Below are 22,916 nucleotides of genomic sequence, written 5' to 3'. Positions count from 1 at the left end.
CGATGTTCCGGCGTTCGGGAAGCCGCCGGCGGACGCTGTCGCTTGCCGCGCAACAACTGTAGTCATGGCCCGCTCACGTCCGACAGCCGCTCACCCCGCAAGATCGTCAGCCGTCCGTCCCGGGCGCCGGCCGGCCATGCCAGTCCAGGCACACCACGAGGGCGTCGTCCTCCGGGCTCGGACCGCCCCGGTGACCGGACAGTTCCCTGAGCACCGCCCGCGGAACCTCGGCCGCCGGCAGCAGCCGGGTGGACGCGACGGCGCTCGACAGCGCCCGCTCCCCGTACTTCTCCCCGCCCGGCGCGGCGACCGCGTGCACCCCGTCACTGACGAAGACCAGCCGGTCGCCGGGTTCGGCCTGGAATTCCTGTACGACGTAATCGGTCTCCTCGAACATGCCGAGGGGAAGCTGCGCCTCGAAGTCGACCCGCTCCACGGTGCGGCCCCGCAGCCGCAGCATCTGCGGTGACCCGGCGTCGACCACACGCATCCGGCCCGTGGACAGCTCGAAGTCCAGCATGAGCACGGAGAGGTACGAGGCCCCGCGATACTGGGCGTAGATCGCCTGGTCGGCGAGGGCCGCCTGGTCCTCGATCGGAATGCCCGCCCGGCGTGCGTTGCGCAGCGCGTTGATGCCCAGGTTCGTCAGCAGCGAGGCCTCGATGCCCTCACCCATCCCGTTGGTGATGTAGAGCATCAGCTGATCGGCGCCGGCCGACCAGTCGAAGTTGTCGCCGAAGATCGCGTAGGCCGGTTCCAGCTGGGCACCCAGCTCGTACTCGGGACGCGCGCAGGAGCGTCCCGGGAGCAGCTGCCACTGCATCTCCGCGGCCAGCGTCAGCCGGTCCTTGCGGCGCGCCTGGATGTACAGGTCGGTGTCGCGCTCGGCCACCAGCACCTCGTGGCCGAGCACCTCGGCTATGTCGGCGAGTTCGGCCGCCGACTCCTCGGTGAGGTGGGCGGAGGCCATGTTCACGCTCAGCACGCCGAGCCGGTCGCCGCGCACGGTGACCGGCAGGTGGATCCGGGTGAGCCCGCCGGCGGACTCCTCCGTGAACGGCCGCTGCGCCCCGAAGGCCCGCCCCGCGGGGCTGTCGTGCACCGGCACGGGGTCGAGGGTGTGCGGCAGCTCGGACACGGGCTGGAGCACGGTCGAACCGTAGTCCGCCATGTACAACTCGACGGAGACGGCCGCGAAGTGACTGCTGAGCACCGCGCTGACCGCGTCCAGAAGTTGGTGGGGAGCCGCGGTGCGCAGCGCACGCTCCGCGGCCACGAATCTGTTCACGATGTCGGGTACGCCATTCTTCGACTAGTACGATTTCGGGTCCACGCTCCGGGTGCCGCCGCCCCCTGGAGCGGTCGGCACCGGTATCCGTGGTTTGGTGACTGCCGCAGCCCCTGGCAGGCTGACACAGTCAGAGAAGACTGGGAGAGTGAGACGGTGACTTCCTCCGGCCCGCGTCCGCAGCCCGGTGAGGTGGCTCGGGTGACCTCAGAGGCGGCCGAGCTGCTGGAGATCGTCTGGGGGCGCGCGTCGACGTCTCCCGTCTCCGCCTCCCAGCTCCGCGTGCTGTTCATCCTCGAGCACAACGAGGGCATCAACCTGCGCTCCCTCGCCGACGCGCTGGGCTCCACCCCGCCCTCGACCAGCCGGCTCTGCGACCGGCTCCAGGCCGTGGGGTACGTGGAGCGCAGGCCGAGCGCCACCAGCCGGCGGGAGCTGCGCCTCTTCCTGAGTCCGCGGGGCAGCTCGTTCCTGCGCGAACTGCGCTCGCGCCGCGAGGCCGCCCTGGAGTCGGTCCTGGCGCAGATGCCGGCCTCGCAGCGCACGGCGCTGCTGCGCGGTCTGGAGTCCTTCTGCGCCGCCGCGGCGGCGCAGTTCCACGACGACGGGGCCATGGACGCCCGGACGGCCTGAACGGCGGCCGTCGACGGCCCGTGCTCCGTGGCAGCGTGCCGCGGTCCGCCGGCGTCGGCAGCCGGCCCAGCCCACCGCAACATCCCTGGTCCTTTCCCGCGTCCGGTGCATCAGCACTGTCCGACGCGCCCTCACTTTGTTGCCTGACGGCGACAGTTGTCAAATGACAACTATTGCGCCTGCCGGTACCACGTGAACCGGCCGCAGCGGGCCTAACGCCGCCCGGTGACCTCGCTCACCTGCGCCAGCGCCTCGTCCACGTCGGCGGCGCAGGCCACCGCAAGATTCACCCCGGTGAGATCCAATATCCGCTGGACGGTTCTGGTGGGGGAGACGAGCCGGATGGAACCGCCCGCCCGCCGCGTCTCCTCGTGGGACTTGAGGATGACGTTGATGCCGGACGAGTCCATGAAGGAGACGGCCGACAGGTCGATAAGCAGATGACGGCTCCCGCGGCGCAACTGCTCCGTCAGATGCCGGCGCAGCTCGGACACCGTGTCGGCGTCCAGGAAGCCCACGACGGTGACCAGGGCTATGCCCTCCCGGGGCAGCGTCACGTCGACGGACACCGGAGCTTGCTCGGCCGACACTGTTACCTCCCATTGGACGCCGCGGCGGGCACGTCACCGTTTACCCCTCGAACGGACCCCCACACCTGAAGATCGGATCAGGGGACCCGTCCGGTTCACGCGCCCCGGCGCCGGCCGGGCGGCGCTCACCCGGAGGCGTCGGCCACCAGCCGTATACCGACGATGCAGGTGTCGTCGTCGGTGTCCGACCTGCTGTACGTCAGCAGCCGGTCCAGCTGGCTGTCCAGGGTGGACGGGGTGGTGCGGGCCGAGGTCAGCAACTGGGTCAGCGACTCCTCCACCGACCGGTCGCGGCGCTCCACGAGACCGTCCGTGTACATCAGCAGGGTGTCCTCGACGGCCAGTTGCACCTCGGCCTCCTCGTACACCGCCTCCGGTACGGCGCCCAGCAGTATCCCCCTGAGCAGCGGCAGCGGGCTCGCCTCCGCGTCCCGGATCAGCACCGGCGGCAGATGCCCGGCCCTGGCCCACCGCAGCGTGCGGTCCGCCGGGTCGTACAGGCCGCAGACCGCCGTGGCCGTGACGGCGCCCGTCAGATGGTGCGCCACCATGTTGAGCCACGACAGGAGCTGGCCGGGGCCCGCGCCGGTCACCGCGAGACCGCGCAGCGCGTTGCGCAGCACCACCATGCTGGTGGCCGCCTCTATGCCGTGCCCCGCCACGTCCCCGACGCACAGCAGCACCTTGCGCGACGGCAGGACGAAGGTGTCGTACCAGTCACCGCCCACCAATTGCTCGGTCTCCGCCGGACGGTAGCGGACGGCCGCCTGGATCCCGGGGGTGCGCAGCGGCGCCTGGGCCGGGGGCATGATCGCGTGCTGGAGCTGGAGGGTGAGCCGGTTGCGCTCGTGCGCCTGCTGCTCGCTGTGCGCGAGCTGGTCCCGGGTGGCCGCGAGGGCGACCTCCGTCCAGTGCTGGGCGGAAATGTCCTGATAGGCGCCGCGCACCACGAACAGCCGGTCGTCGGCGTCGAGGACCGGTTCGGCGGCCACCCGGATGTGCCGGGTGACCCCGTCGGGACGCTGGAGCCGGAACGCCGCGGTGGCGGGCCTGCGATGGTGCAGCAGCGTCCGCAGGAACCGGCCGATCGAGACCGCGTCGTCCGGGTGCGCGTGGGCCGCCAGAGCCTCCAGCGGTACGGGCGCACTCGTCGTGGGACGGCCGTACAGGCTGAACAGGGTGCCGTTCCAGGTGATCTCGCCGGTGCGCAGGTTCTCCTCGAAGCCGCCGATCCGGCCCAGGCGCTGGGCGTGCTGGAGCAGACTGGCCAGGCGTGCCGTCTCGTCCTCCACGCGCCAGATGAGCAGCACGCTGTTGCCGTGCCGGCTGACGCTGATGTCGGCCATGGCCGCCAGCGGCACCTGGTCGACCAGCGCGGTGAGATCCATCCGGTGGGCACGCAGCGGCTCGCCCGTGGCGTAGACCCGCTCGACGTGCTGGAACAGGCCGCTCTGCCCGGCGGCCATCGGATAGGCCTCCAGGAGCAGGGCACCGCTGACGAGCCCGCCGGGCCGGCCCGCCGGATCGAGGAACCGGCCGTTGACATGGCGGATCCGGAAGTCCGAGAGCTGACCGCTGCCGTCCAGGTGCGGCACCAGGACCAGGGCCGGGTCGTGCAGTCCGTCGACCAGGTCGATCAGCTCCGCCACGTCGGCCGTGTCCTGCGGCCCGCGCGGCCCGTACTCCTCGCCGGGGGCCGAACGGTTCTCCAGGGTGTGGGCGCACAGTTCGGCCAGCGCCTCCACCTGCCGGGCGACCTGGGGCGGCTGCGGCTCCAGGGGTCCGGGCCAGGCGATCTCCAGGACCCCGTGGATCCGGCCGCCGGCCCCGGCGGGCGCGGCGACCCGCCCGCCGTCCGGGAAGAGGGTGTGCCCGATCGTCGGCACCCCGGCCGGCGACGTGGTCCACCGCACCGCGCGCTCGGACAGCGCGCGCCGGGCCACCGTCGCCACCCCTGGCGGTACGTAACGCCAGCGCACCGCCTCCGCCGCGGAGAACCCCGCGCTGCCCGCGAGAGTCAGGGAACCGTCCGCGCCGGCCGCCCAGATCGCCACCGCCACCGCGCCGAGCGGCGTCAGGGCGTGCTGGAGCAGCGAGTCGGCCACCGCCTGGGTGTCGTCGGCGGCCAGCGCCCCGCTCTCGGCCTCCCGCAGCCGTACGGCGGAGGAGGCGTCCGCGCGGTCGCCCGCCTGCGCCGTGCCGGCCAGGAACGTGCTGGTGACCTCGGTCACCCGGTCGCGCGCCGCCTGGTTGATGACGTCGACGGCCAGCTCCAGGAGCGGCACCTTCGCCTGTTCGGTCAGCTCGTCGAGCTGCCGCGCGGCCTGCGCGGGCCCGCAGCCCAGACGCTCGACCAGGATGCCCTTGGCGAGCTCGATCAGGGCGCGCCCGTCGGCCTCCGCCTGCGCGGCCCGTACCTCCCGGCGCAGCCGCTCCACCGTGGCCGCCAGCCTGCCGACCGGCGACGTCGGGGACACCCCCGGCAGACCGCCGACGGCGTCGGCCCCCCGCGGACCGGCGGAGCCGGCGGAGAGTTCGGGAACCTGGCCACCCGGCTGCTCGGTAGTGCTCACTGTGCGGTAACTCCTCGGCTGGGGCCCCGCGGCGGGCGGGAAGGAGGGGGTAGGAGGCGCCCGCGCTGCCGTACGGACCGGCGGGCGCCGCCCGGGGTCACACGCTCAGCCAGCGCCGGACGCAGGCGATGAGGTCGTCGGTGTCCACCGGCTTGGTCACATAGTCGCTCGCACCCGACAGCAGGCTCTTCTCCCGGTCCCCGGGCATCGCCTTGGCGGTGACCGCGATGATCGGCAGGCCCGCGTACTGCGGCATTCTGCGGATCTCGGCGGTGGCCGCGTACCCGTCCATCTCCGGCATCATCACGTCCATCAGGATCAGCGCGACGTCGGGGTGGCCGACCAGGGTCTCTATGCCCTTCCTGCCGTTCTCCGCGTGCAGCACCTGGAAGCCGTGCAGCTCCAGGATCCCGCTGAGCGCGAAGAGGTTGCGGGCGTCGTCGTCGACCACGAGCACGGTGGCGCCGTGGAAGGACTCGCCGGCGAGCTGGGACGCCGGGTGCTGCGGCTCCTCGGTGCGCACCAGCGGCAGTACGTCGCCCGGCTCCTCGGCGGACAGGTGCAGGGCGATGCGCTCGCGCAGCTCGTCCAGGCTGGAGAGGAACTCCAGCGGCCGGTCCCCGCACAGCGTCCGCAGCGCCCGCTCCTGCGTCAGGTCGATGCGGTTGCCGTTGTGGACCAGGACCGGCACGTTCGCCAGCGCGGAGTCGCCCTCCAGCGCCTGGAGGAAGTGGGCCGCCTCGCCCGCCGGCAGGCCCAGTTCGAGGACCACGCAGTGGCACGGCTGGGCGGCCAGGGCGGCCGCGGCCTCCTGCGCCCCGGCCACCGTGGTGACGTCGGCGCTCTCCCGTCCGTCGGTGTCGTCGAGGCCGCGGGCCAGATCGCCGACCGCGCTCTCGGCCACCAGGGTCAGCAGACCCCGCGGCCGCTCCTCGACCACCAGCAGCCGGCGCCGGTTGCGCCGCGCCGGAGAGACGGGCCCGGACTTCACGTCGTGGACGAGCACGGCGTCGGCGGCACCGGAGCCGCCACCCGCCTGCGCGGCCTCCAACTGCCGTACGCCGCCGAGCACTTCCTCGAAGTCGGGCCGGGCCACGGGCAGGAACAGGGTGAAGGTGCTGCCCTGGCCCGGGGTGCTGTCCACGGTGACGGCGCCGCCGAGCAGATGCGCGATCTCCCGGGTGATGGACAGGCCGAGACCGGTGCCGCCGTACTTGCGGCTCGTGGTGCCGTCGGCCTGCTGGAAGGCTCCGAAGATGGTCTCGAGCTGCTGCTCCGGGATGCCGATGCCGGTGTCCTTGACCCGGAACGCCACCACGGTGCCGCCGCGCAGCACCCCCTGCGGCACCTCGTCGCCCGCCGCCGGTTCGATCCGCAGCTCGACGCTGCCCTGCTCGGTGAACTTGACCGCGTTCGACAGCAGGTTGCGCAGCACCTGCCGCAGCCGTGAGTCGTCGGTGAGCAGGTCGCCGGGCGCGCCCGGCGCCGTGGTGATGGTGAAGTCCAGGCTCTTCTGCGAGGTCATGGGCCGGAAGGTGGCCTCGACGTACTCCAGGAGCTGGGGCAGCGGGACGCGTTCGGGGGTGACGTCCATCTTGCCCGCCTCGACCTTGGACAGGTCGAGGATGTCGTTGATGAGCTGGAGCAGGTCCGAGCCCGCCGAGTGGATGATGCCCGCGTACTCGACCTGCTTCGCCGTGAGGTTGCGCGAGGGGTTCTGCGCCAGCAACTGGGCCAGGATCAGCAGGCTGTTGAGCGGGGTGCGCAGCTCGTGGCTCATGTTGGCCAGGAACTCCGACTTGTACTTCGAGGCAAGGGACAGCTGCTGGGCGCGGGCCTCCAGCTCCTGCCGGGCCTGCTCGATCTGGAGGTTCTTGGCCTCGATGTCACGGTTCTGGGTGGCCAGCAGCGACGCCTTGTCCTCCAGCTCGGCGTTGGAGCGCTGCAGTTCGTCCTGCTGGACCTGCAATTCCTCCGAGCGCGCCTGGAGTTCGGCCGTCAGCCGCTGCGACTCGTCGAGCAGCTCGTCGGTGCGGGCGTTGGCCACGATGGTGCTGACGTTGACGCCGATGGTCTCCATGAGCTGTTCCAGGAACGCCTGGTGGACCGGTGTGAAGCGGGTGACGGAGGCCAGCTCGATGACGCCGAGCACCTGCTCCTCGACCACGATGGGCAGCACGACCAGGGCGGTCGGGGCGATCCGGCCGAGCCCCGACGAGATCGTCACATAGCCCGGCGGCAGCTCGTCGACCGTGATGGCGCGGCGGCTGCGGGCCGCCTGCCCGACCAGCGAGTGCCCCATCCGGATCCGCGTGGGCCGGCCGTGGTCGTCGGGGGAGTCCGGATACCCGTACGAGCCGACGAGCCGCAGCTCCGTGCCCTCGGCGGCCTCCTCGGCGAGGTAGAAGGCCCCGTACTGGGCGGAGACCAGCGGGGTCAGCTCGTCCATGATCAGCTCGGCGACCACGTCCAGGTCCCGGTAGCCCTGCATCAGGCCCGAGATGCGGGCCAGGTTGGTCTTCAGCCAGTCCTGCTCCTGGTTGGCCCGCGTGGTCTCGCGCAGGGACTCCACCATGAAGTTGATGTTGTCCTTGAGGTCGGCGACCTCGCCGGACGCCTCGACCGTGATCGACCGGGTCAGGTCGCCCTCGGCGACGGCGCTCGTCACCTCGGCGATGGCGCGCACCTGCCGGGTGAGGTTCCCGGCCAGTTCGTTCACGTTCTCCGTCAGCCGCTTCCAGGTGCCAGAGACGCCCTCGACCTCGGCCTGGCCGCCGAGCCTGCCCTCGCTGCCGACCTCACGGGCGACCCGGGTGACCTCGGCGGCGAACGACGAGAGCTGGTCGACCATCGTGTTGATGGTCGTCTTCAGCTCCAGGATCTCGCCGCGGGCATCCACGTCGATCTTCTTCGACAGGTCGCCCCGGGCCACCGCCGTGGTCACCAGGGCGATGTTGCGGACCTGCCCGGTGAGGTTGTTGGCCATGGAGTTGACGTTGTCGGTCAGGTCCTTCCAGGTGCCCGCCACGTTCGGCACGTGCGCCTGGCCGCCGAGCCTGCCCTCGGTGCCGACCTCGCGGGCGACTCTGGTGACCTCGTCGGCGAACGCGGACAGCGTGTCGACCATCGTGTTGATCACGTCGGCGAGCGCGGCGACCTCGCCCTTCGCCTCGACCGTGATCTTCTGCGACAGGTCGCCGCGGGCCACGGCGGTGGCGACCTGGGCGATCGAGCGGACCTGCCCGGTCAGGTTGGACGCCATCACGTTGACGTTGTCGGTGAGGTCCTTCCAGGTGCCCGAGACGCCGCGCACGGTGGCCTGGCCGCCCAGGTTGCCCGCGGTGCCGACCTCGCGCGCGACCCGCGTCACCTCGTCGGCGAAGGCGGAGAGCTGGTCGACCATCGTGTTGATGGTCTCCTTGAGCGCCAGGATCTCGCCGCGGGCGTCCACGTCGATCTTCTTGGACAGGTCGCCCTTGGCGACGGCGGTGGCGACCTGCGCGATGTTGCGGACCTGCGCGGTGAGGTTGCCCGCCATGAAGTTCACGGAGTCGGTCAGATCGCGCCAGGTGCCGCGGACGTCCTTCACGTCCGCCTGGCCGCCGAGCCGTCCGTCGGTGCCGACCTCGCGGGCGACGCGGGTGACCTCGTCGGCGAACGCGGAGAGCTGGTCGACCATCGTGTTGATGGTGTTCTTCAGCTCCAGGATCTCGCCCCTGGCGTCCACGGTGATCTTCTGCGAGAGGTCGCCCTTGGCGACGGCCGTGGTCACCTGGGCGACATTGCGGACCTGCGCGGTCAGATTGCCCGCCATCAGGTTCACCGAGTCGGTCAGGTCGCGCCAGACACCGCCGACGCCCGGCACCTGCGCCTGGCCGCCGAGGCGGCCCTCGCTGCCGACCTCGCGCGCGACGCGAGTGACCTCGTCGGCGAACGCGGAGAGCTGGTCGACCATCGTGTTGACGGTGTCCTTGAGCTGGAGGATCTCACCGCGGGCCGGCACGTCGATCTTCTGCGAGAGGTCGCCCTTGGCGACGGCGGTGGCGACCTGCGCGATGTCGCGGACCTGAGTGGTCAGGTTGCCCGCCATGGCGTTCACCGAGTCCGTCAGGTCGGCCCAGGTGCCGGAGACGCCCGGGACCTCCGCCTGGCCGCCCAGCGTGCCCTCGGTCCCGACCTCGCGTGCCACCCGGGTCACCTCGGAGGTGAACAGGGAGAGCTGGTCGACCATGCCGTTGAAGACCTTGGCGATGTCGCCCAGCAGGCCGTCGGCCTCGTCCGGCAGGCGGGTGCCGAAGTCACCGTCGCGCACCGCGGTCAGGCCGGCCAGCAGCTGGCGCAGTTCCTGTTCGCCGGGCGCCCGGCTGACGGACTCCGTAGTTGTCACGGTCATGCAAACCCCTTGTTCCCGCTCCCCAGGAGTCCCCGGGAAAAGGACTCGGAACCAAGCCGGACCCGCGGCCGGTCTGTTCTACCGTCCGCGACATTCCCGCAGATCACGGATCTGCCCGCTGAGAAAATACGCCAGAGGCTAACCCAGAAGACATGTGGTCGACAAAGCGGTGGAGCGGAACCTCACGGGCGGCCGAAAAAACCGCCGGGACCAGGCATAACCGTGCGCGGCGGGGATACACAGGACCCTCTTGCTCTCTCTCCCCGCGCCGGACGCCGTGAAACGGTCCCGGGGCAGGGGCACGGCGCCGGTCGGCCCCGGCGAAAAGATCCCGCCGTTTCCCCCGGCGCACCGGCCGAAAATGCGCGGTGCGCCGGTGAGAACGACGACGGGCCCGGCCGGAGAACAGCGAAACGCCGGAGAAACGGCAAAGGCCGGAGAACCGCGGTTTCGCGGTTCTCCGGCCCTTCGGCCCTGCGCCGTACGGGATCGTCAGGCGACGGCCGGGTCCAGCAGACCCTTGCGCAGCCGCTTGAGGATGCGGGTGATCAGCCGCGAGACGTGCATCTGGGAGATGCCCAGCTCCTCGCCGATCTGGGCCTGGGTGCGCTCCTCGACGAAACGCAGGTGCACGATGCGGCGCTCACGATCGTCGAGCTCGGCGATCAGCGGAGCCAGCGAGTGGAAGTCCTCCACCAGCTCCAGGGAGGCGTCCTCCGCGCCGATGAAGTCGGCCAGCACGCTCTCGCCCTCGGCCGCGCCGCTGCTGGTCAGGGCGGCGTCGAGGGAGGTCGGGGTGTAGGCGTTGGCGGCCTTTCGGGCCTCGACGACGTCCTCCTCCGGGAGGGACATCAGCTCGGACAGCTCGCGCGTGGTGGGCATCCGGCCCAGCCGGGTCTGCAGCTCCTCGGTGGCCTTGGCCAGCTCGACCCGGGCCTCCTGAAGCCGCCGCGGCACGTGCACGGCCCAGCTCGTGTCACGGAAGAAGCGCTTGATCTCGCCCACGATGTAGGGGACGGCGAAGGAGGTGAACTCGACCTCGCGGGTGAGCTCGAACCGGTCGATCGCCTTGATCAGCCCGATGGTGCCGACCTGGACGATGTCCTCCATGGAGTCGCCGCGGCTGCGGAAGCGGGAGGCCGCGTAGCGCACCAGCGAGAGGTTCATCTCGATCAGGGTGTTGCGGACGTACTGATATTCGTGGGTGCCTTCCTCCAGCATGGCGAGGCGGTCGAAGAACTGGCGCGACAGGTCCCGCGCGTCCTTCGGCTTCACCTTCGAGGGGTCGTCGATGAACGGAAGATCCGTCTCGGCCGTCTCAAGTGCCGTGGCCGTTGTGTCCACTGCCGTCACGGCTGCCATGCGGTCCACCCCAATCGTCGTACGTACTGATGACACAGCCCGCGTGCCCCGGTTCTCCGGGATCACTCCACTGTCTTCGGAAAAATTTACGGATCCGGATGCACAAGTGATGTCTCTCACCCCATGGTGCACGACGCGGCCGGGGCCGGTGCGCGCGGCGGTACGTTTCGGCGAGCCGCCGCGCCGGGTAACCGCCGGTCAGGGCGGACCGCCGGAGGGCCGGTGACCGCCGGGTACGCCAGGGGGACGGAAGGAGCGGGGGCCATGCAGCACGGGGGTGACGGGACGGTGCCGGCGCGGGTGCTGCCCGGCCCGGTGCCCGGCGGACCCGTTCTCCGCCGCCAGCTGCTCGGGGAGCGTCCGGGCCTGCGCATGGCGGGCGAGATCAGCCCGCCCACGCGTGCGCTGTGGCGAGCGGCCCTGCGGGAGCTGGCGAGCCGGTCCGACACCGTGTGCTTCCTGGAGCTGTCCTCGGTCACGTTCGTGGACGTCGCCGGGGCGTCGGACCTGGCGCACACCGCCCAGGGCCTGGCGGCGAGGCGGCGGTTCGTCGTGGAGCGGCCGCCTCCCGAGCTCGCGCGCCTGCTCGGGCTCTTCTGGCCGGAACTTCGGACGATCGAGGTGGTCGCATGACGAGTACGGCCACCTCGCCGGGGGCCTTCGCCCACCCGGCGCTGTTCTACCGCGGCGACGCCGAGTACGTGGCGGGGACCGTGCCGTTCCTGCGGGAGGGCATCGCCGCCGGCGAGCCCGTCGCGGTGGCCGCGCCCGTACCGCGCCTCGACCTGATCAGGGCGGAGCTCGGCACGGCCGCCGCGGACGTGCGGTTCGTCGACATGACCGAGGCGGGGCGCAACCCCGGCCGCATCATCCCCTCCGTACTGCGCGGATTCGCCGACGCCGCGGGCGGCGGCCGGGTCCGGATCATCGGCGAGCCCGTCTGGCCCGGCCGCACCGACACCGAGTACCCGGCCTGCATACAGCACGAGGCGCTGATCAACGAGGCGTTCGCCGGACGCGAGGTGACGATCCTCTGCCCGTACGACGCGGCCGGGCTCGCCGCCGGAGTGCTGGCCGACGCGCACGCCACGCACCCGGTCGTCATCGACGGCGGCCGGGCGCGCGCCAGCACCGCCTACGCTCCAGGGGCCGTCCTCGCGCGCTGCAACGAGAGGCTGCCCCACCCGCCGGGGGCGGCTACGGTCCGCTTCGACGGCGACACCCTGCCGGTCACCCGGGACGCCGCGCTCGACGCGGCGCGGGAGCGCGGCATGACGGCGGCGCGCCGCCAGGACCTGGCCCTCGTCGTCGCGGAGCTGACCACGAACAGCGTGATCCACGGCGGCGGTTCCGGCACGCTGCGGCTGTGGACCGAGGGCGGGCATCTCGTGTGCCAGGTGCGGGACGCGGGACGGCTGACCGATCCGCTGGCCGGCCGGCACCCGGTGGCGCCCCAGCAGATCGGCGGCCGGGGTCTGTTCCTCGTCCACTACCTCTCGGACCTCGTCCGTGTGCACACCGGCGAGAGCGGGACGACGATCCGCAGCTATCTCGGCATCTGCTGAACCCTTCGGGTACGGCGGTGGCCCGGACCCCTCAAGCAGGGTCCGGGCCACCGCCGTCGGTGCGGAAGCTCAGGTCACTGCCCGGCGCTCCGCGCAGCCTCGCGTTCCGTGTGCGCGCCGGCCGTGGCCAGCTTGCCGCCGGAACTCTCCAGGTGGGCGCGGACGAACCACTGGAACTGCTCCAGCGAGCGCAGGTGCTCGATGAGGAGGTCCTCGGTCACCGGGTCGGTCTTGCCGACCTCGGTCACCGCCTCCCGGTGGGCCTCGATGATCCCGGTGTAGACCAGGTCGAGGGCGCCGAGGTGGGCGATGGCGTCGGCGCGCCCCACGTCGTAGTCGTCCCAGGTGCGCTCGGCCACGATCAGGCCCGGGGTGCCGCCCGGCACACCGCCCAGGGCGGAGATGCGCTCGGCGGTGTCGTCCGCCATTTCCCGGACGCGGTCCACCTGGGGATCGAGCATTTCGTGCACCGCGATGAAATGCGGCCCGACGACGTTCCAATGGACATGCTTCAAAGTCAGGGAAAGGTCGTTCAGCGCGTGCAGTCGCAGCCGCAGCAGATCGATGACCTTTCCGCCGTCCTGGGTGCTCAGACCGGGGACCGTGTACTTCGGGGTTTCAGACGTCGACATTCTTTTTCGTCTCCCTTCGCAGGTGGGTTGTGGTCGGTTCGGCCGTCACGGCTACCAGCGGTACCAGCGGCCGCGTCGCCCGCCGGAGGCCGCGGGCCTGACGACGAAGCCGAGAAGCCATACGACGAGAACGACGACCGCGATCCACCAGAGGGCCTTGAGAGCGAAACCCGCGCCGAAAAGAATCAGGGCGAGCAGAAGAACCAGAAGAAGGGGAACCATCAATATCAACCTCCAGCACCTCAAGTGCCCCGCTTCCATTGGGCTACACCTGGGTCTTGAAGGGGCGGAACACGAAAGGGAAGCCGCCGGAGCGGAGGGCGCCGTGGGGCGTCAGAGCCGGACGTACTCCTGGCGGACCGCCGCCGCGAGTTCGGCCATCGCCTCCTCGGCGAGCGGGCGGTCGGCCCGGTCGAGGAGGGCGAGCACGTCGGCCGCGGCCCGGCGGACCGGCTCGGGCACGTCGTCGAGCGCGGCCATGCGGTAGGCGAGGGACCGCCGGGCCGCGCGCTCCTCGGGGGTGACGCCCGCGGGCCCCGAGCGCGGGAAGACGGCGGCCTCGTAGGCGGCGACCTGGATCAGGACGCCGTGCGCGAGGCCCCCGGCGTAACCGCGGGCCCCGGCCTGCCGCCGGGCGGCGGCGAAGGCGGCCAGCGCCCGCCGTCGTGCGACGACCGCGACGAGCGCGCCCGCCGTGGCCGCGCCGGCCGCCGCGAGCAGACCGGCGTGCAGGCCGCCGAACAGGCCGCCGACGAGACCGCCCACGGCCGCCAGGAGGCAGGTCAGCCCACTGGTGAGGAGAGTGAGGGCCCGTGCGGGCGTGAGCGGTGCCATGGCGAGCAGTGTGCCAGCAGCGGGTTCCCGGCCCGCTGCCGGGGCGCCGCCGCTCGCCCGCTCTCGCCGGGCCGCCGCTCCGCCCGTTCCCGGTGGGCCGCCGCTACGGGGCCGCCGCTCCGCCCGTTCCCGGTGGGCCGCCGCTACGGGGCCGCCGTCCCGCCCGTTTCCGGTGGGCCGCTGCTCCGGTCCGTTCCCGGTGGCCGCCGTCCCGCCCGTTCCCGGTGGGTCGCCGTCCCGCCCGATCCGGGTGGGCCGCCGTCCCGCCCGATCCGGGTGGGCCGCTGTCCTGCTCATTCCGGGTAGGCCGCCGCCTCGTCCGTTCCCGGTGGGCCGGCCGGGCCCTCTCGCATGGGGGGACGAGAGGGCCCGTACCGTGGGGCACGGCGGACGGTCCGCGCCGGGGATCAGGACCGGGTGAGGCCGCGCGACGGCAGGCCGAGGGCCGTGCGCATGAGGGTCTCCGTCTGGGCGAGGTCGGCACGGGCCGCTTCGAGGCCCTCCTCCCGTACCAGGCGGCTCAGTTGCCGTGCCTCCTTGTCGAGGACCGACAGCCAGTCCGGCGGGTCCGGGACGCCGTCCGCCACCGCCGAGACGCCGTCCAGGGTGGCGAGCGCGGCGCTGACCTGACCGAGCAGCACCTCGGTCGCCGCCTGCTGGCGCAGCAGCCGCGCCCGGTCCGCCACCGGATGCCCGGCCGCGGCCGTGCGGCACCAGTCGAGGAACCCCTGCGGGCTCCCGTACCGCTCGAAGTGGGGCAGCGCCTCCGTCCGTACGAGGGCGGCCAGTTCCCGCATGGATTCGGCGCCCTCCTCCGGGGTGTCGAAGCCGGGGCGCAGGGGGTGTCCGGTCCGCTCGCCGAGGCGGAAGCCGGACGACGCCTGCCAGGTGTCCATGGGGACGTACAGCGGCTGCACCGTGACCCGGGCGTGGTAGCCGGGGCCGGATTCGCTGTCCTCGCGGACGACCGCACAGGCGATGTGGCCGAGGGGCAGGCGGACCAGGGCGGTGCCGAGGGCCAGCCATTCGCCGGGGAGTTCGGGGACGGCGTAGGCGCGGCCGGCCCGTCTCCAGGATGCTGCTTCGATGTCCGGTGCTCCTTCGGTCGCGCGGACGGCCCCGCCGCCGACGGCGGGACCACCACTGGGTGAGTGGTGCGATGAGCCGGCTGCGGACGACGGGGGTCAGCGGTGCCGGTCCCGGTAGCGCGGTGGACCCGTCCTGACCGGCCCGCACCCGGGTGTCAGGGGATCCGGGGCCGGTGAGCCCGGTGCCGGCCTCTTCGCGGCCGCCGGTGTCGCCGGCCGCGCGGCGCGGCTGCCGTGCCGGTCCGCCGCTCGCTGTCTGATCATTTCGCCGTCCTCTGAACAAGTGGTCCGGCAGGGGCGATGGGACAGAGGTTTCGGCGGAGCCTAGCGGTGCCGCTGGCACATGACAGCGGAGGATTCAGGACAGTCGGACGCGAAGAAGCGCCTGGAACACCCGGGTTCCTCCGTGAATGCGCCCGCGGGCCGGGCGGCCTGACCGGGCCCGTGACATGGAGTGCCGCGTATTGCGTGGCACGACGGGCCGATACGGCACGCTGTGCCGCACCGTTTCCGCCCCGGAGTGCGCCCCGGGCCGTCACCGTCGCGGACACCGGCCCGCCGGTGACCGATGCCGACCTGCCGGTGACTGGTGTCCCGCCGGGCCGGGGCGGACACTGCGCGCATGACCCGTCGAGCGGAGCAAGTCAGCGCCCCGGCCCGGCTCGCCGCCCCGGGCGAGGGCATCAGCCCGGAGGAACTGGCCCTGGCGGCCCGCAACCACGGGCTGCCGCTGGAGGCCTTGCGGCACGACGTCACCCCGCCGGGGCTGCACTACGTACTGACCCACTACGACATCCCGTACGCGGACGACACCACCCCGTGGGAACTGGCCGTCGGCGGCTCGGTACGCCGGCCGTGGCGGCTGACCACCGCGGATCTGCGGGCCTGCCCCTCCGTCACCCACCGGGTGACCATGGAGTGCGCGGGCAACGGCCGGGCGCTGCTCACCCCGCGGCCGGTCAGCCAACCCTGGCTGGTCGAGGCCGTCGGCACCGCCGAGTGGACGGGCGTGCCGCTGCGCCACCTGCTCGCCGAGGCGGGCGTCGCCCCGGGCGCGGTCGACGTCGTCTTCACCGGCGCCGACCACGGCGTCGAGCGCGGCGTCGAACAGGACTACCGGCGCGCCCTCCCGCTGGCCGCCGCCCTCGACGACGACCGCGAGGTCATCGTCGCCCACACGATGAACGGCGCCCCGCTGCCGCCCCAGCACGGCTTCCCGCTGCGCCTGGTGGTGCCGGGCTGGTACGGCATGGCCCATGTGAAGTGGCTGCGGGACATCACCGTCACCGAGACGCCGTTCACCGGGTTCCAGCAGGACGTGGCCTACCGGCTCAGGCAGGACGCCGACGACAAGGGCGAACCGGTCACCGTGATCGAGCCGCGCGCCCTGCTGGTGCCGCCCGGTTTCCCCGACTTCATGTCCCGCATCCGGGTGGTCGCGCCGGGCACCGTACCGCTCCAGGGCCGCGCCTGGTCCGGGCGCGCCCCGGTGACGTCGGTGGAGGTGAGCGCGGACGAGGGCAAGACCTGGCGGCGGGCGCGCCTGGACCCGGACACCGGACACCGCTGGGCCTGGCGCCGCTGGCACGCCGACTGGACCGCCGTACCGGGCAGCCACGTGCTCAGCGCCCGGGCCACCGACGCCGACGGCAACACCCAGCCCCTGCGCCAGCCCTGGAACCGCGGCGGCTTCGCCAACAACCTCGTCCAGCGGGTCCCCGTGCTCTGCACCGACCCCGAGGACACCGGAGCGGGCGCCTGACACCCGGACGCCGCCGCGACCCTAGGAACCTCGGCGCGCTGTCGCTACCCTCCGGCGCATGATTCCCACGGTTGTCTGGGGCACCGGCAACGTGGGCCGCGCGGCCATCCGTGCCGTCGAGGCCCACCCGGCACTCTCGCTCGCCGCCGTGCTCGTCCACTCCACCGCCAAGGTCGGCCGCGACGCGGGCGAACTCGCCGGGCTCGCCCGCCCGCTGGGCGTCCCGGCCACCGACGACACCGACGCCGTACTGGCCGCGGGCCCCCGGGCCGTGGTCTACGCGGCCTCCGGCGACCTGCGTCCCGACGACGCCCTCGCCGACGTCTGCCGGGCACTGCGGGCCGGCGCCGTCGTCGTCACCCCGTCGCTGTACCCGCTCTACGACCAGCGCGGCGCCCCGCCCGAGTTCCGCGATCCGGTGCTCGGCGCGATCGCGCACGGCGGCGGCTCGCTCTTCGTCTCCGGGGTCGACCCGGGCTGGGCCAACGACGTACTGCCCCTGCTGGTCAGCGGGGTCGGTGGCACGGTGGACGCGGTCCGCTGCCAGGAGATCTTCGACTACTCCGCCTACGACCAGGAGGACGCCGTACGGAACCTCATCGGCATGGGGCAGCCGATGGACTTCGAACCGCTGATGCTCGCCCCGTCGATCCCCACCATGGTCTGGGGCGGACAGGTGCGGCTACTGGCCAGGGCGCTCGGCACCGAACTGGACGACATCCGCGAGACGCTGGACCGCCGCGCGCTGGAGAGCACCGTGCGCACCCGCACCATGGGCGAGTTCGCGGCCGGGACCCAGGGCGCGGTGCGGTTCGAGGTACAGGGGATCGTCGGCGGAGAGCCGTTGATCGTCATCGAGCACGTCACCCGCATCCACCCGACCTGCGCGCCGGACTGGCCGCTGCCGCCCGACGGCGGCGACGGAGCGCACCGCGTGATCGTCGAGGGCAGCCCGCGCGTCGAGGTCACCGTCGAGGCCACCGACGAGGGCGGCAACCGGGCCGCGGGCGGCAACGCCACCGCGGTGGGCCGGCTGGTGAACGCCGTCGACTGGCTGGTGGAAGCCGAACCCGGCCTCTACGACGCGCTCGACGTCCCGCTGCGCCCCGCGGCCGGCCGCCTCGGAAGGAAGTGAACGGGCATGCGCATCGACATCCCCGGGGGCCAGGACCCGATCGGCTACGTGTGGGGTGAGATGGTGCCCGGCATCGGCCCGGCCGCGGCGCACCTGTCACTGGCCGTGTACGAGCACACCACCCTGGGCCTGCGCGAGTTCGAGGCCGCGCGGCTGCGGGTCGCGCAGCTCAACGGCTGCCTCTTCTGCCTGGACTGGCGGACCGAACGGGACGGGGAGAAGGTCGGGGAGGGGTTCGCCGAGGCGGTGGCCCAGTGGCGCACCACCGACGCCTTCGACGACCGCACGAGGCTGGCCGCCGAGTACGCGGAGCGGTACGTACTGGACCACCACCGGCTGGACGACGCGTTCTGGACCCGGATGACCGCGCACTACGCCCAGCGCGAGATCGTGGAGCTGAGCATGAGCATCGGTTCCTGGCTGGCGTTCGGCCGGCTCAACCACGTCCTCGGTCTGGACGCGGTGTGCGTGCTGCCCGGCCACCGGGAACCCGTGCCGCGCACTACAGATCCACGTCGATGATCTTTTCGATGTTGCGTTCCGCGAGCGCCGTGATGGTGACGAACGGGTTGACGCTGGTGTTGCCGGGGATCAGCGCGCCGTCGATCACGTACAGGCCCGGATACCCGTGCAGCCGACCGTAGTTGTCGGTGGCCTCGCCCAGCACGGCGCCGCCGAGCGGGTGGTACGTGAGGTGGTCGCCCCAGATCTTGTAGGTGCCGAAGAGGTCGGTCCGGTAGATCGTCCCCTCGGTCGAGTTGATCTTGTCGAAGATGGTCTTCGCCATGTCGATGGACGCCTGCTTCCAGGCCGTCTGCCAGTTCAGCCGGACCGCGCCCGCCGCGGCGTCCCAGCCGAACTCGGCGCGGTGCGGGGTGTCGGTGATCGACAGATAGAACGAGGCGTACGTCTCGATCCCGGTGGGCAGCGGCGCGACCTCGGCGAAGGCACCTCCGGCGGTCCAGTTGTCGATACCGGAACAGGGGATGCTCGACTGGAGCGCGCCGGTCGGGTCCCACAGATGGTTGGCGCGCCCGCACATGACGTTGCCGTTGTCGCCCCAGCCCTTGCCGACCCGGTCGTTCAGGCCGGGCAGCGCGCCGGTCGCCTTCAGCCGGACGAGGAGTTTGCTGGTGCCGACGCTGCCGGCGGCGAAGAACACCCGGCCCGCGGTCACGGTCTTGGTGGCGGTGGTGGCGCCGGTCGTGTCGATCTGCTCGATGACGACGGTGAAGCCGCCGCCCGCCGCCGGGGTCACCGACGTCACCTTGTGCTGCGCCGAGATGGAGACCCGGCCGGTGGCCAGGGCCCGCGCCAGATAGGTCTTCTGCAGCGACTTCTTCCCGTAGTTGTTGCCGTAGAGGATCTCCCCGGCCAGCGCCGACTTCGGGACGGTGCCCGCCGCCTCCTGCTCCATGTAGTCCCAGTCGTAGACGTCGGGGACGAACACGAACGGGAAGCCGGAGCGCTCGGCGTGCTTGCGGCCGACCCGCGCGTACTGGTAGCAGTCGGCGGTCTCGAACCAGTCCGGGTCGACCGTGCCGACGCCGAGCCCGGCGTTGGCCCGCGGATAGTAGGTGCCGTACATGTCGTCGGCGTTCACCGTCGGCAGGATGCCGCCGAAGTTCTCGCGCTTGGGCGTCACCGCCATGCCGCCGTTGACCAGGGAGCCGCCGCCGACACCCCGGCCCTGGTAGACGGTGATCTCGCCCATCTCCTCGGCGTCCAGGACCCCGGTGTAGCGGGGCACGTCCCGGTCGATCGGGAAGCCGAGGAAGTTGCTCAGCGGCTGCTTCGTCCTGGTGCGCAGCCAGTAGGACCGGTAGTCGGGGCTGGTGGTGTTGGCGAAGATCTTGCCGTCCGTGCCCGGGGTGTCCCAGGCCATGCCCATCTCGGCCATGTGGACGTCGACACCCGCCTGGGCGAGCCGCAGCGCGGCGACGGAACCGCCGTAGCCGGTGCCGACGATCAGTACGGGGACACGGGCCCCGTCGGCGATCGGGCCGGCCGCCGCGGCGGCCGTGCGCGGTGCCGCCGCGGCCCGCCCGGCGAGGGCCACGGTGCCGGCTAACGAGCCCGTCCCGGCGATGAACCTGCGACGGGAGACCCCTTTGGGACTTCTGGGGGCGGGGGTGGTCTGGCGCATGCGAGGTTCCTCACTCTCGTTGAGTGGAACCAGGTTCTAGCGCGGCCGACTGGCCAGTCACTACATACCTGAGGGTAACTTCAGTCGCGCTGCTCCCCCTGGAGTACCCCGGCGCGACAGCCCGGCAGGCGCGCCCGAGGGTGGGAGGATGACAGAGGAGAGCACCGTACTGACCGGCGAGGCACCGCCGCCGGTCCGCGACTGGCCCGCGCACGACCTGGACGGGACGCAATTCGACCCGGTACTCGCTGAGTTGATGCGCGAGGGCCCCCTCACCCGGATCCGCCTCCCGCACGGCGAGGGATGGGCCTGGCTGGCCACCCGCCACGAGGACGTGAAGGCGATCACCAACGACCCGCGCTTCAGCCGCCGTGAGGTCGTCGGCCGTCAGGTCACCCGGCTCGCGCCGCACTTCAAGCCGAAGCCCGGCTCACTCGCCTTCGCCGACCAGCCCGACCACAACCGGCTGCGCCGCGCGGTCGCCGGCGCCTACACCGTCGGCGCCATGAAGCGGCTGCGGCCCCGCGCGCAGCGGATGCTCGACGAGCTGGTCGACGCCGTGCTGCGGGACGGCCCCCCGGCCGACCTGATCGAACGCGTCCTGGAGCCCTTCCCGATCGCTGTCGTCTGCGAGGTCATGGGCGTACCCGCCGCCGACCGCGGGCGGCTGCACGCCTGGACCCGGCAGATCATCTCCACGTCGGGCGGCGCCGAGGCCGCCGAACGCGCCAAGGCCGGCATGTACGACTGGATCACCCGGGCCGTCCGCGACCGCCGCGGCGGCAACGGCACCGACGTGCTGTCCCTGCTCGGCGCCGCCGTGGGCCGCGGCGACATCGGCGAGGAAGAGGCGATCGGCCTCGCGGGCCCGCTCCAGATCGGCGGCGAGGCCGTCACCCACAACTGCGGGCAGATGCTCTACCTGCTGCTCACCCGCACCGATCTGCTCCAGCGGCTGCGCGACCGGCCCGAGCTGCGGCCCGCGGCCATCGAGGAACTGCTGCGCTGGCTGCCGCACCGCACCGCCGTGGGCCTGGCCCGGATCGCCCTGGAAGACGTCGGGATCCGCGGCGTCCGCATCAGCGCGGGCGACCCCGTGTACGTCTCCTACCTCGCCGCCAACCGGGACCCGGAGGTCTTCGCACACCCCGACCGGATCGACATCGACCGCGACCCCGGCGGCCATCTCGCCTTCGGCAACGGGCCGCACCACTGCACGGGCGTCACCCTGGCCCGGATGCAGACCGAGCTGCTGATCGACACCCTGCTCGACCGGATGCCCGGACTGTGCCTGGCCGTACCCGCCGAGCAGGTGCCCTGGCGGCGGCGCACGATGATCCGCGGACCGCAGGCGCTGCCGGTCGTCTGGTGACGGCCGGCAGCGCGTACGGGAGCCCGGGGGCGGGGGATCAGGCGGTGTGCAGGGTGAGCCCGTAACGGCTGAGGATCTCGTTGATGGGCTGGTACCAGGTCTCGCCGCCGCTGGTGCAGTTGCCCCAGCCGCCGGAGGTGACGCCCTGGGCCTGGTCACCGCTGATGAAGGAGCCGCCCGAGTCGCCGGGCTCGGCGCAGACGCTGGTCTTCGTCATCTGGTGCACGGCGCCCTGGCTGTAGTTGACCGTCTCGTTCTTGGCGAGGACGGTGCCGCAGTGCCAGTGCGACGTGGAGCCCGAGCGGCAGATGGAGGCGCCGATGGGCGCCTCGCCCGAGCCGCGCACGAGCTGGTCGGAGACGGTGCCCCAGCCAAGCACGACCGGTACGGTCCACCAGCCGCTGCCGACGTTGACCCAGGCGTAGTCGTTGTCGGGGAACGACGAGCCCTGGAAGTTGCCGATGTAGCTGCCGTCCCAGCCGCTGACACTCCCGCCGGCCGAGCCGCAGTGCCCGGCGGTGACGAAACCGCCGTACACCGAGAAGCCGATGGAACAGCGGACGTTGCCCGTGTAGTACGGGTCGCCGCCGACCGTGCCCGCCGCGAAGGTCTGCGGCGCCTGGCTCGTCTCCTCGACGGTCACGGGGCCGGCGTCGCGTGCCTGGGCCAGAAAGGCGCGGACATCGTTGTCATCCTTGTGCGCGGCGACCACGTTCACGACCACGGTGCTGCTCTCGGGGTCGACGCGCCAGCTTCCTATGCCGGCGGGGGCGTCGAGGCCGTCGAGCCGCTCGACCGTCGCGTCCAGCTGCTTCTGGCTGTGCTCGACGAGCTTGACGTCGGCGCCCGTCGCCGCCACGGCCGCCTTGCGCGAGGCGTCGGTCACGGCGACGGTGAGCGTGCCGCTCTTGGCCTCGTACCACGAGCCGCCGTAGGCGCTGCCCGCCGCGCGCCGGGCGGACTTGTCGACGGCCCGCGCCTTCGTCTCGGACTTCAGCCGCGCGGCGGCCTCGCTCCTGGACAGGCCGAGGTCGTGCTGCATGGCGGTCAGCAGGCCCGCGGAGGCGGGCTCCTTCGCGGCGGTGCCGGTCGCGGGGGTGTCGGCCGCGGACGCCTGGGTGCCGACACCGGCGGCCACGGTGCTCAGCAGCAGGGCCGCCGAGAGGGCGGCGCGCAGAACGGACTTGCGTCTCAAGGGAGTTGCCTTTCGTCGTTCCGGACGTGGGGGAGGAGCGGAAGGGCATGATGAGAGCGCTCTCAGTGCGTGCGCCGATGAGAATAGCCGTCCGCGGTATGCAGGTCTATGCCAAAGTCAGCACGGGTTGACAGCGGGCACGGAGCGGCGGGTCACGGGCGCGGACCGGGGAACCGCGGGCACGGAGCGGCGGGCCGCGGGCACGGGACCGGGGAACCGCGGGCACGGAGCGGCGGGTCACGGGCACGGGACCGGGGAACCGCGGGCGCGGACCTGGGAACCGCGGGCACGGAGCGGCGGACGCCGGGGGCACATGTGACGGGCGCGGCCGACACCTCTCGTGTCGGC

18 protein-coding genes are annotated in these 22,916 nt (G+C 72.4%); 7 read left to right on the top strand and 11 right to left on the bottom strand.

What is annotated here, in order from left to right; genetic code table 11:
- Positions 1–106: 106 nt before the first annotated feature.
- Complete coding sequence (locus ACFV6E_RS39600; protein ID WP_385176548.1) at positions 107–1,288, bottom strand: PP2C family protein-serine/threonine phosphatase; 1,182 nt, start codon at positions 1,286–1,288, stop codon at positions 107–109.
- A gap of 201 nt (positions 1,289–1,489) precedes the next feature.
- On the opposite strand from ACFV6E_RS39600, the gene ACFV6E_RS39595 reads away from it, so the two are divergent.
- Positions 1,490–1,921, top strand: a complete 432-nt coding sequence (locus tag ACFV6E_RS39595) for a MarR family winged helix-turn-helix transcriptional regulator (RefSeq protein ID WP_385468425.1) — start codon at positions 1,490–1,492, stop codon at positions 1,919–1,921.
- 212 nt (positions 1,922–2,133) lie between these two features.
- Here the strand turns inward: ACFV6E_RS39595 and ACFV6E_RS39590 are convergent, their stop codons facing one another.
- The 4 genes from ACFV6E_RS39590 to ACFV6E_RS39575 form a co-directional block, all read right to left on the bottom strand.
- Complete coding sequence (locus ACFV6E_RS39590; protein ID WP_385176780.1) at positions 2,134–2,490, bottom strand: STAS domain-containing protein; 357 nt, start codon at positions 2,488–2,490, stop codon at positions 2,134–2,136.
- 146 nt (positions 2,491–2,636) lie between these two features.
- Entirely contained in the window at positions 2,637–5,084 is a 2,448-nt protein-coding gene (locus tag ACFV6E_RS39585; protein WP_385468422.1) for a SpoIIE family protein phosphatase, read from the bottom strand.
- A gap of 97 nt (positions 5,085–5,181) precedes the next feature.
- On the bottom strand, positions 5,182–9,477 hold the full coding sequence (locus tag ACFV6E_RS39580) for a HAMP domain-containing protein (RefSeq protein WP_385176775.1): 4,296 nt from the start codon (positions 9,475–9,477) through the stop codon (positions 5,182–5,184).
- A gap of 492 nt (positions 9,478–9,969) precedes the next feature.
- Positions 9,970–10,839, bottom strand: a complete 870-nt coding sequence (locus ACFV6E_RS39575; protein WP_385176772.1) for an RNA polymerase sigma factor SigF — start codon at positions 10,837–10,839, stop codon at positions 9,970–9,972.
- Positions 10,840–11,103: 264 nt separating this feature from the next.
- Between ACFV6E_RS39575 and ACFV6E_RS39570 the strand changes: the two genes are divergently transcribed.
- Together ACFV6E_RS39570 and ACFV6E_RS39565 are read left to right on the top strand one after the other, a co-directional pair.
- Entirely contained in the window at positions 11,104–11,472 is a 369-nt protein-coding gene (locus ACFV6E_RS39570) for an STAS domain-containing protein (RefSeq protein WP_385468419.1), read from the top strand.
- Positions 11,469–12,404 carry an anti-sigma factor RsbA family regulatory protein gene (locus ACFV6E_RS39565; RefSeq protein WP_385468416.1) on the top strand — a complete coding sequence of 312 codons (936 nt, stop codon included), beginning with the start codon at positions 11,469–11,471 and terminating at the stop codon, positions 12,402–12,404. Before ACFV6E_RS39570 ends, ACFV6E_RS39565 begins: the two co-directional genes overlap by 4 nt.
- A 74-nt stretch (positions 12,405–12,478) precedes the next feature.
- Here the strand turns inward: ACFV6E_RS39565 and ACFV6E_RS39560 are convergent, their stop codons facing one another.
- The 4 genes from ACFV6E_RS39560 to ACFV6E_RS39545 form a co-directional block, all read right to left on the bottom strand.
- Positions 12,479–13,036, bottom strand: coding sequence for a Dps family protein (locus ACFV6E_RS39560; RefSeq protein ID WP_385177377.1), 558 nt, complete (start codon positions 13,034–13,036; stop codon positions 12,479–12,481).
- 51 nt (positions 13,037–13,087) lie between these two features.
- Entirely contained in the window at positions 13,088–13,258 is a 171-nt protein-coding gene (locus ACFV6E_RS39555; protein ID WP_385177379.1) for a hydrophobic protein, read from the bottom strand.
- A gap of 111 nt (positions 13,259–13,369) precedes the next feature.
- On the bottom strand, positions 13,370–13,870 hold the full coding sequence (locus ACFV6E_RS39550; RefSeq protein ID WP_385468413.1) for a hypothetical protein: 501 nt from the start codon (positions 13,868–13,870) through the stop codon (positions 13,370–13,372).
- Positions 13,871–14,277: 407 nt separating this feature from the next.
- The gene (locus tag ACFV6E_RS39545) at positions 14,278–14,787 is read right to left on the bottom strand and encodes a hypothetical protein (RefSeq protein ID WP_385177382.1); all 510 of its coding nucleotides are present in this window, start codon (positions 14,785–14,787) and stop codon (positions 14,278–14,280) included.
- 793 nt (positions 14,788–15,580) lie between these two features.
- Between ACFV6E_RS39545 and ACFV6E_RS39540 the strand changes: the two genes are divergently transcribed.
- Genes ACFV6E_RS39540 through ACFV6E_RS39530 form a run of 3 tightly spaced genes read left to right on the top strand, consistent with a single transcriptional unit; the run spans position 15,581 to position 18,377 of the window.
- Positions 15,581–16,720, top strand: coding sequence for a sulfite oxidase (locus tag ACFV6E_RS39540; protein ID WP_385177384.1), 1,140 nt, complete (start codon positions 15,581–15,583; stop codon positions 16,718–16,720).
- Between the two features lie 58 nt (positions 16,721–16,778).
- Positions 16,779–17,855 (top strand): dihydrodipicolinate reductase, encoded by a 1,077-nt coding sequence (locus tag ACFV6E_RS39535; protein ID WP_385177386.1) that lies wholly within the window; start codon positions 16,779–16,781, stop codon positions 17,853–17,855.
- 6 nt (positions 17,856–17,861) lie between these two features.
- Positions 17,862–18,377, top strand: coding sequence for a carboxymuconolactone decarboxylase family protein (locus ACFV6E_RS39530; RefSeq protein ID WP_385177388.1), 516 nt, complete (start codon positions 17,862–17,864; stop codon positions 18,375–18,377).
- On the opposite strand, the gene ACFV6E_RS39525 is transcribed toward ACFV6E_RS39530, so the two are convergent.
- Positions 18,358–20,001, bottom strand: coding sequence for a GMC oxidoreductase (locus tag ACFV6E_RS39525; protein ID WP_385468410.1), 1,644 nt, complete (start codon positions 19,999–20,001; stop codon positions 18,358–18,360). The two genes, ACFV6E_RS39530 and ACFV6E_RS39525, sit on opposite strands and share 20 nt — an antisense overlap.
- 148 nt (positions 20,002–20,149) lie before the next feature.
- Between ACFV6E_RS39525 and ACFV6E_RS39520 the strand changes: the two genes are divergently transcribed.
- The gene (locus tag ACFV6E_RS39520; RefSeq protein WP_385177883.1) at positions 20,150–21,373 is read left to right on the top strand and encodes a cytochrome P450; all 1,224 of its coding nucleotides are present in this window, start codon (positions 20,150–20,152) and stop codon (positions 21,371–21,373) included.
- A gap of 37 nt (positions 21,374–21,410) precedes the next feature.
- On the opposite strand, the gene ACFV6E_RS39515 is transcribed toward ACFV6E_RS39520, so the two are convergent.
- Positions 21,411–22,568 carry a S1 family peptidase gene (locus ACFV6E_RS39515; protein ID WP_385177881.1) on the bottom strand — a complete coding sequence of 386 codons (1,158 nt, stop codon included), beginning with the start codon at positions 22,566–22,568 and terminating at the stop codon, positions 21,411–21,413.
- Between the last annotated feature and the right edge of the window lie 348 nt (positions 22,569–22,916).

Source organism: Streptomyces sp. NPDC059785, from assembly GCF_042732375.1.
Taxonomy (GTDB): Bacteria; Actinomycetota; Actinomycetes; order Streptomycetales; family Streptomycetaceae; genus Streptomyces.
Note: the sequence above shows the minus strand (reverse complement) of the source record. Positions and strands in the feature narration are given on the sequence as shown.

What these genes read in the sequence shown, in the direction of transcription:
- ACFV6E_RS39580 (WP_385176775.1), bottom strand. Translation starts at nt 9,477, where the DNA reads ATGACCGTGACAACTACGGAGTCCGTCAGCCGGGCGCCCGGCGAACAG.
- ACFV6E_RS39575 (WP_385176772.1), bottom strand. Translation starts at nt 10,839, where the DNA reads ATGGCAGCCGTGACGGCAGTGGACACAACGGCCACGGCACTTGAGACG.
- ACFV6E_RS39570 (WP_385468419.1), top strand. Translation starts at nt 11,104, where the DNA reads ATGCAGCACGGGGGTGACGGGACGGTGCCGGCGCGGGTGCTGCCCGGC.
- ACFV6E_RS39565 (WP_385468416.1), top strand. Translation starts at nt 11,469, where the DNA reads ATGACGAGTACGGCCACCTCGCCGGGGGCCTTCGCCCACCCGGCGCTG.
- ACFV6E_RS39560 (WP_385177377.1), bottom strand. Translation starts at nt 13,036, where the DNA reads ATGTCGACGTCTGAAACCCCGAAGTACACGGTCCCCGGTCTGAGCACC.
- ACFV6E_RS39555 (WP_385177379.1), bottom strand. Translation starts at nt 13,258, where the DNA reads ATGGTTCCCCTTCTTCTGGTTCTTCTGCTCGCCCTGATTCTTTTCGGC.
- ACFV6E_RS39550 (WP_385468413.1), bottom strand. Translation starts at nt 13,870, where the DNA reads ATGGCACCGCTCACGCCCGCACGGGCCCTCACTCTCCTCACCAGTGGG.
- ACFV6E_RS39540 (WP_385177384.1), top strand. Translation starts at nt 15,581, where the DNA reads ATGACCCGTCGAGCGGAGCAAGTCAGCGCCCCGGCCCGGCTCGCCGCC.
- ACFV6E_RS39535 (WP_385177386.1), top strand. Translation starts at nt 16,779, where the DNA reads ATGATTCCCACGGTTGTCTGGGGCACCGGCAACGTGGGCCGCGCGGCC.
- ACFV6E_RS39530 (WP_385177388.1), top strand. Translation starts at nt 17,862, where the DNA reads ATGCGCATCGACATCCCCGGGGGCCAGGACCCGATCGGCTACGTGTGG.
- ACFV6E_RS39525 (WP_385468410.1), bottom strand. Translation starts at nt 20,001, where the DNA reads ATGCGCCAGACCACCCCCGCCCCCAGAAGTCCCAAAGGGGTCTCCCGT.
- ACFV6E_RS39520 (WP_385177883.1), top strand. Translation starts at nt 20,150, where the DNA reads ATGACAGAGGAGAGCACCGTACTGACCGGCGAGGCACCGCCGCCGGTC.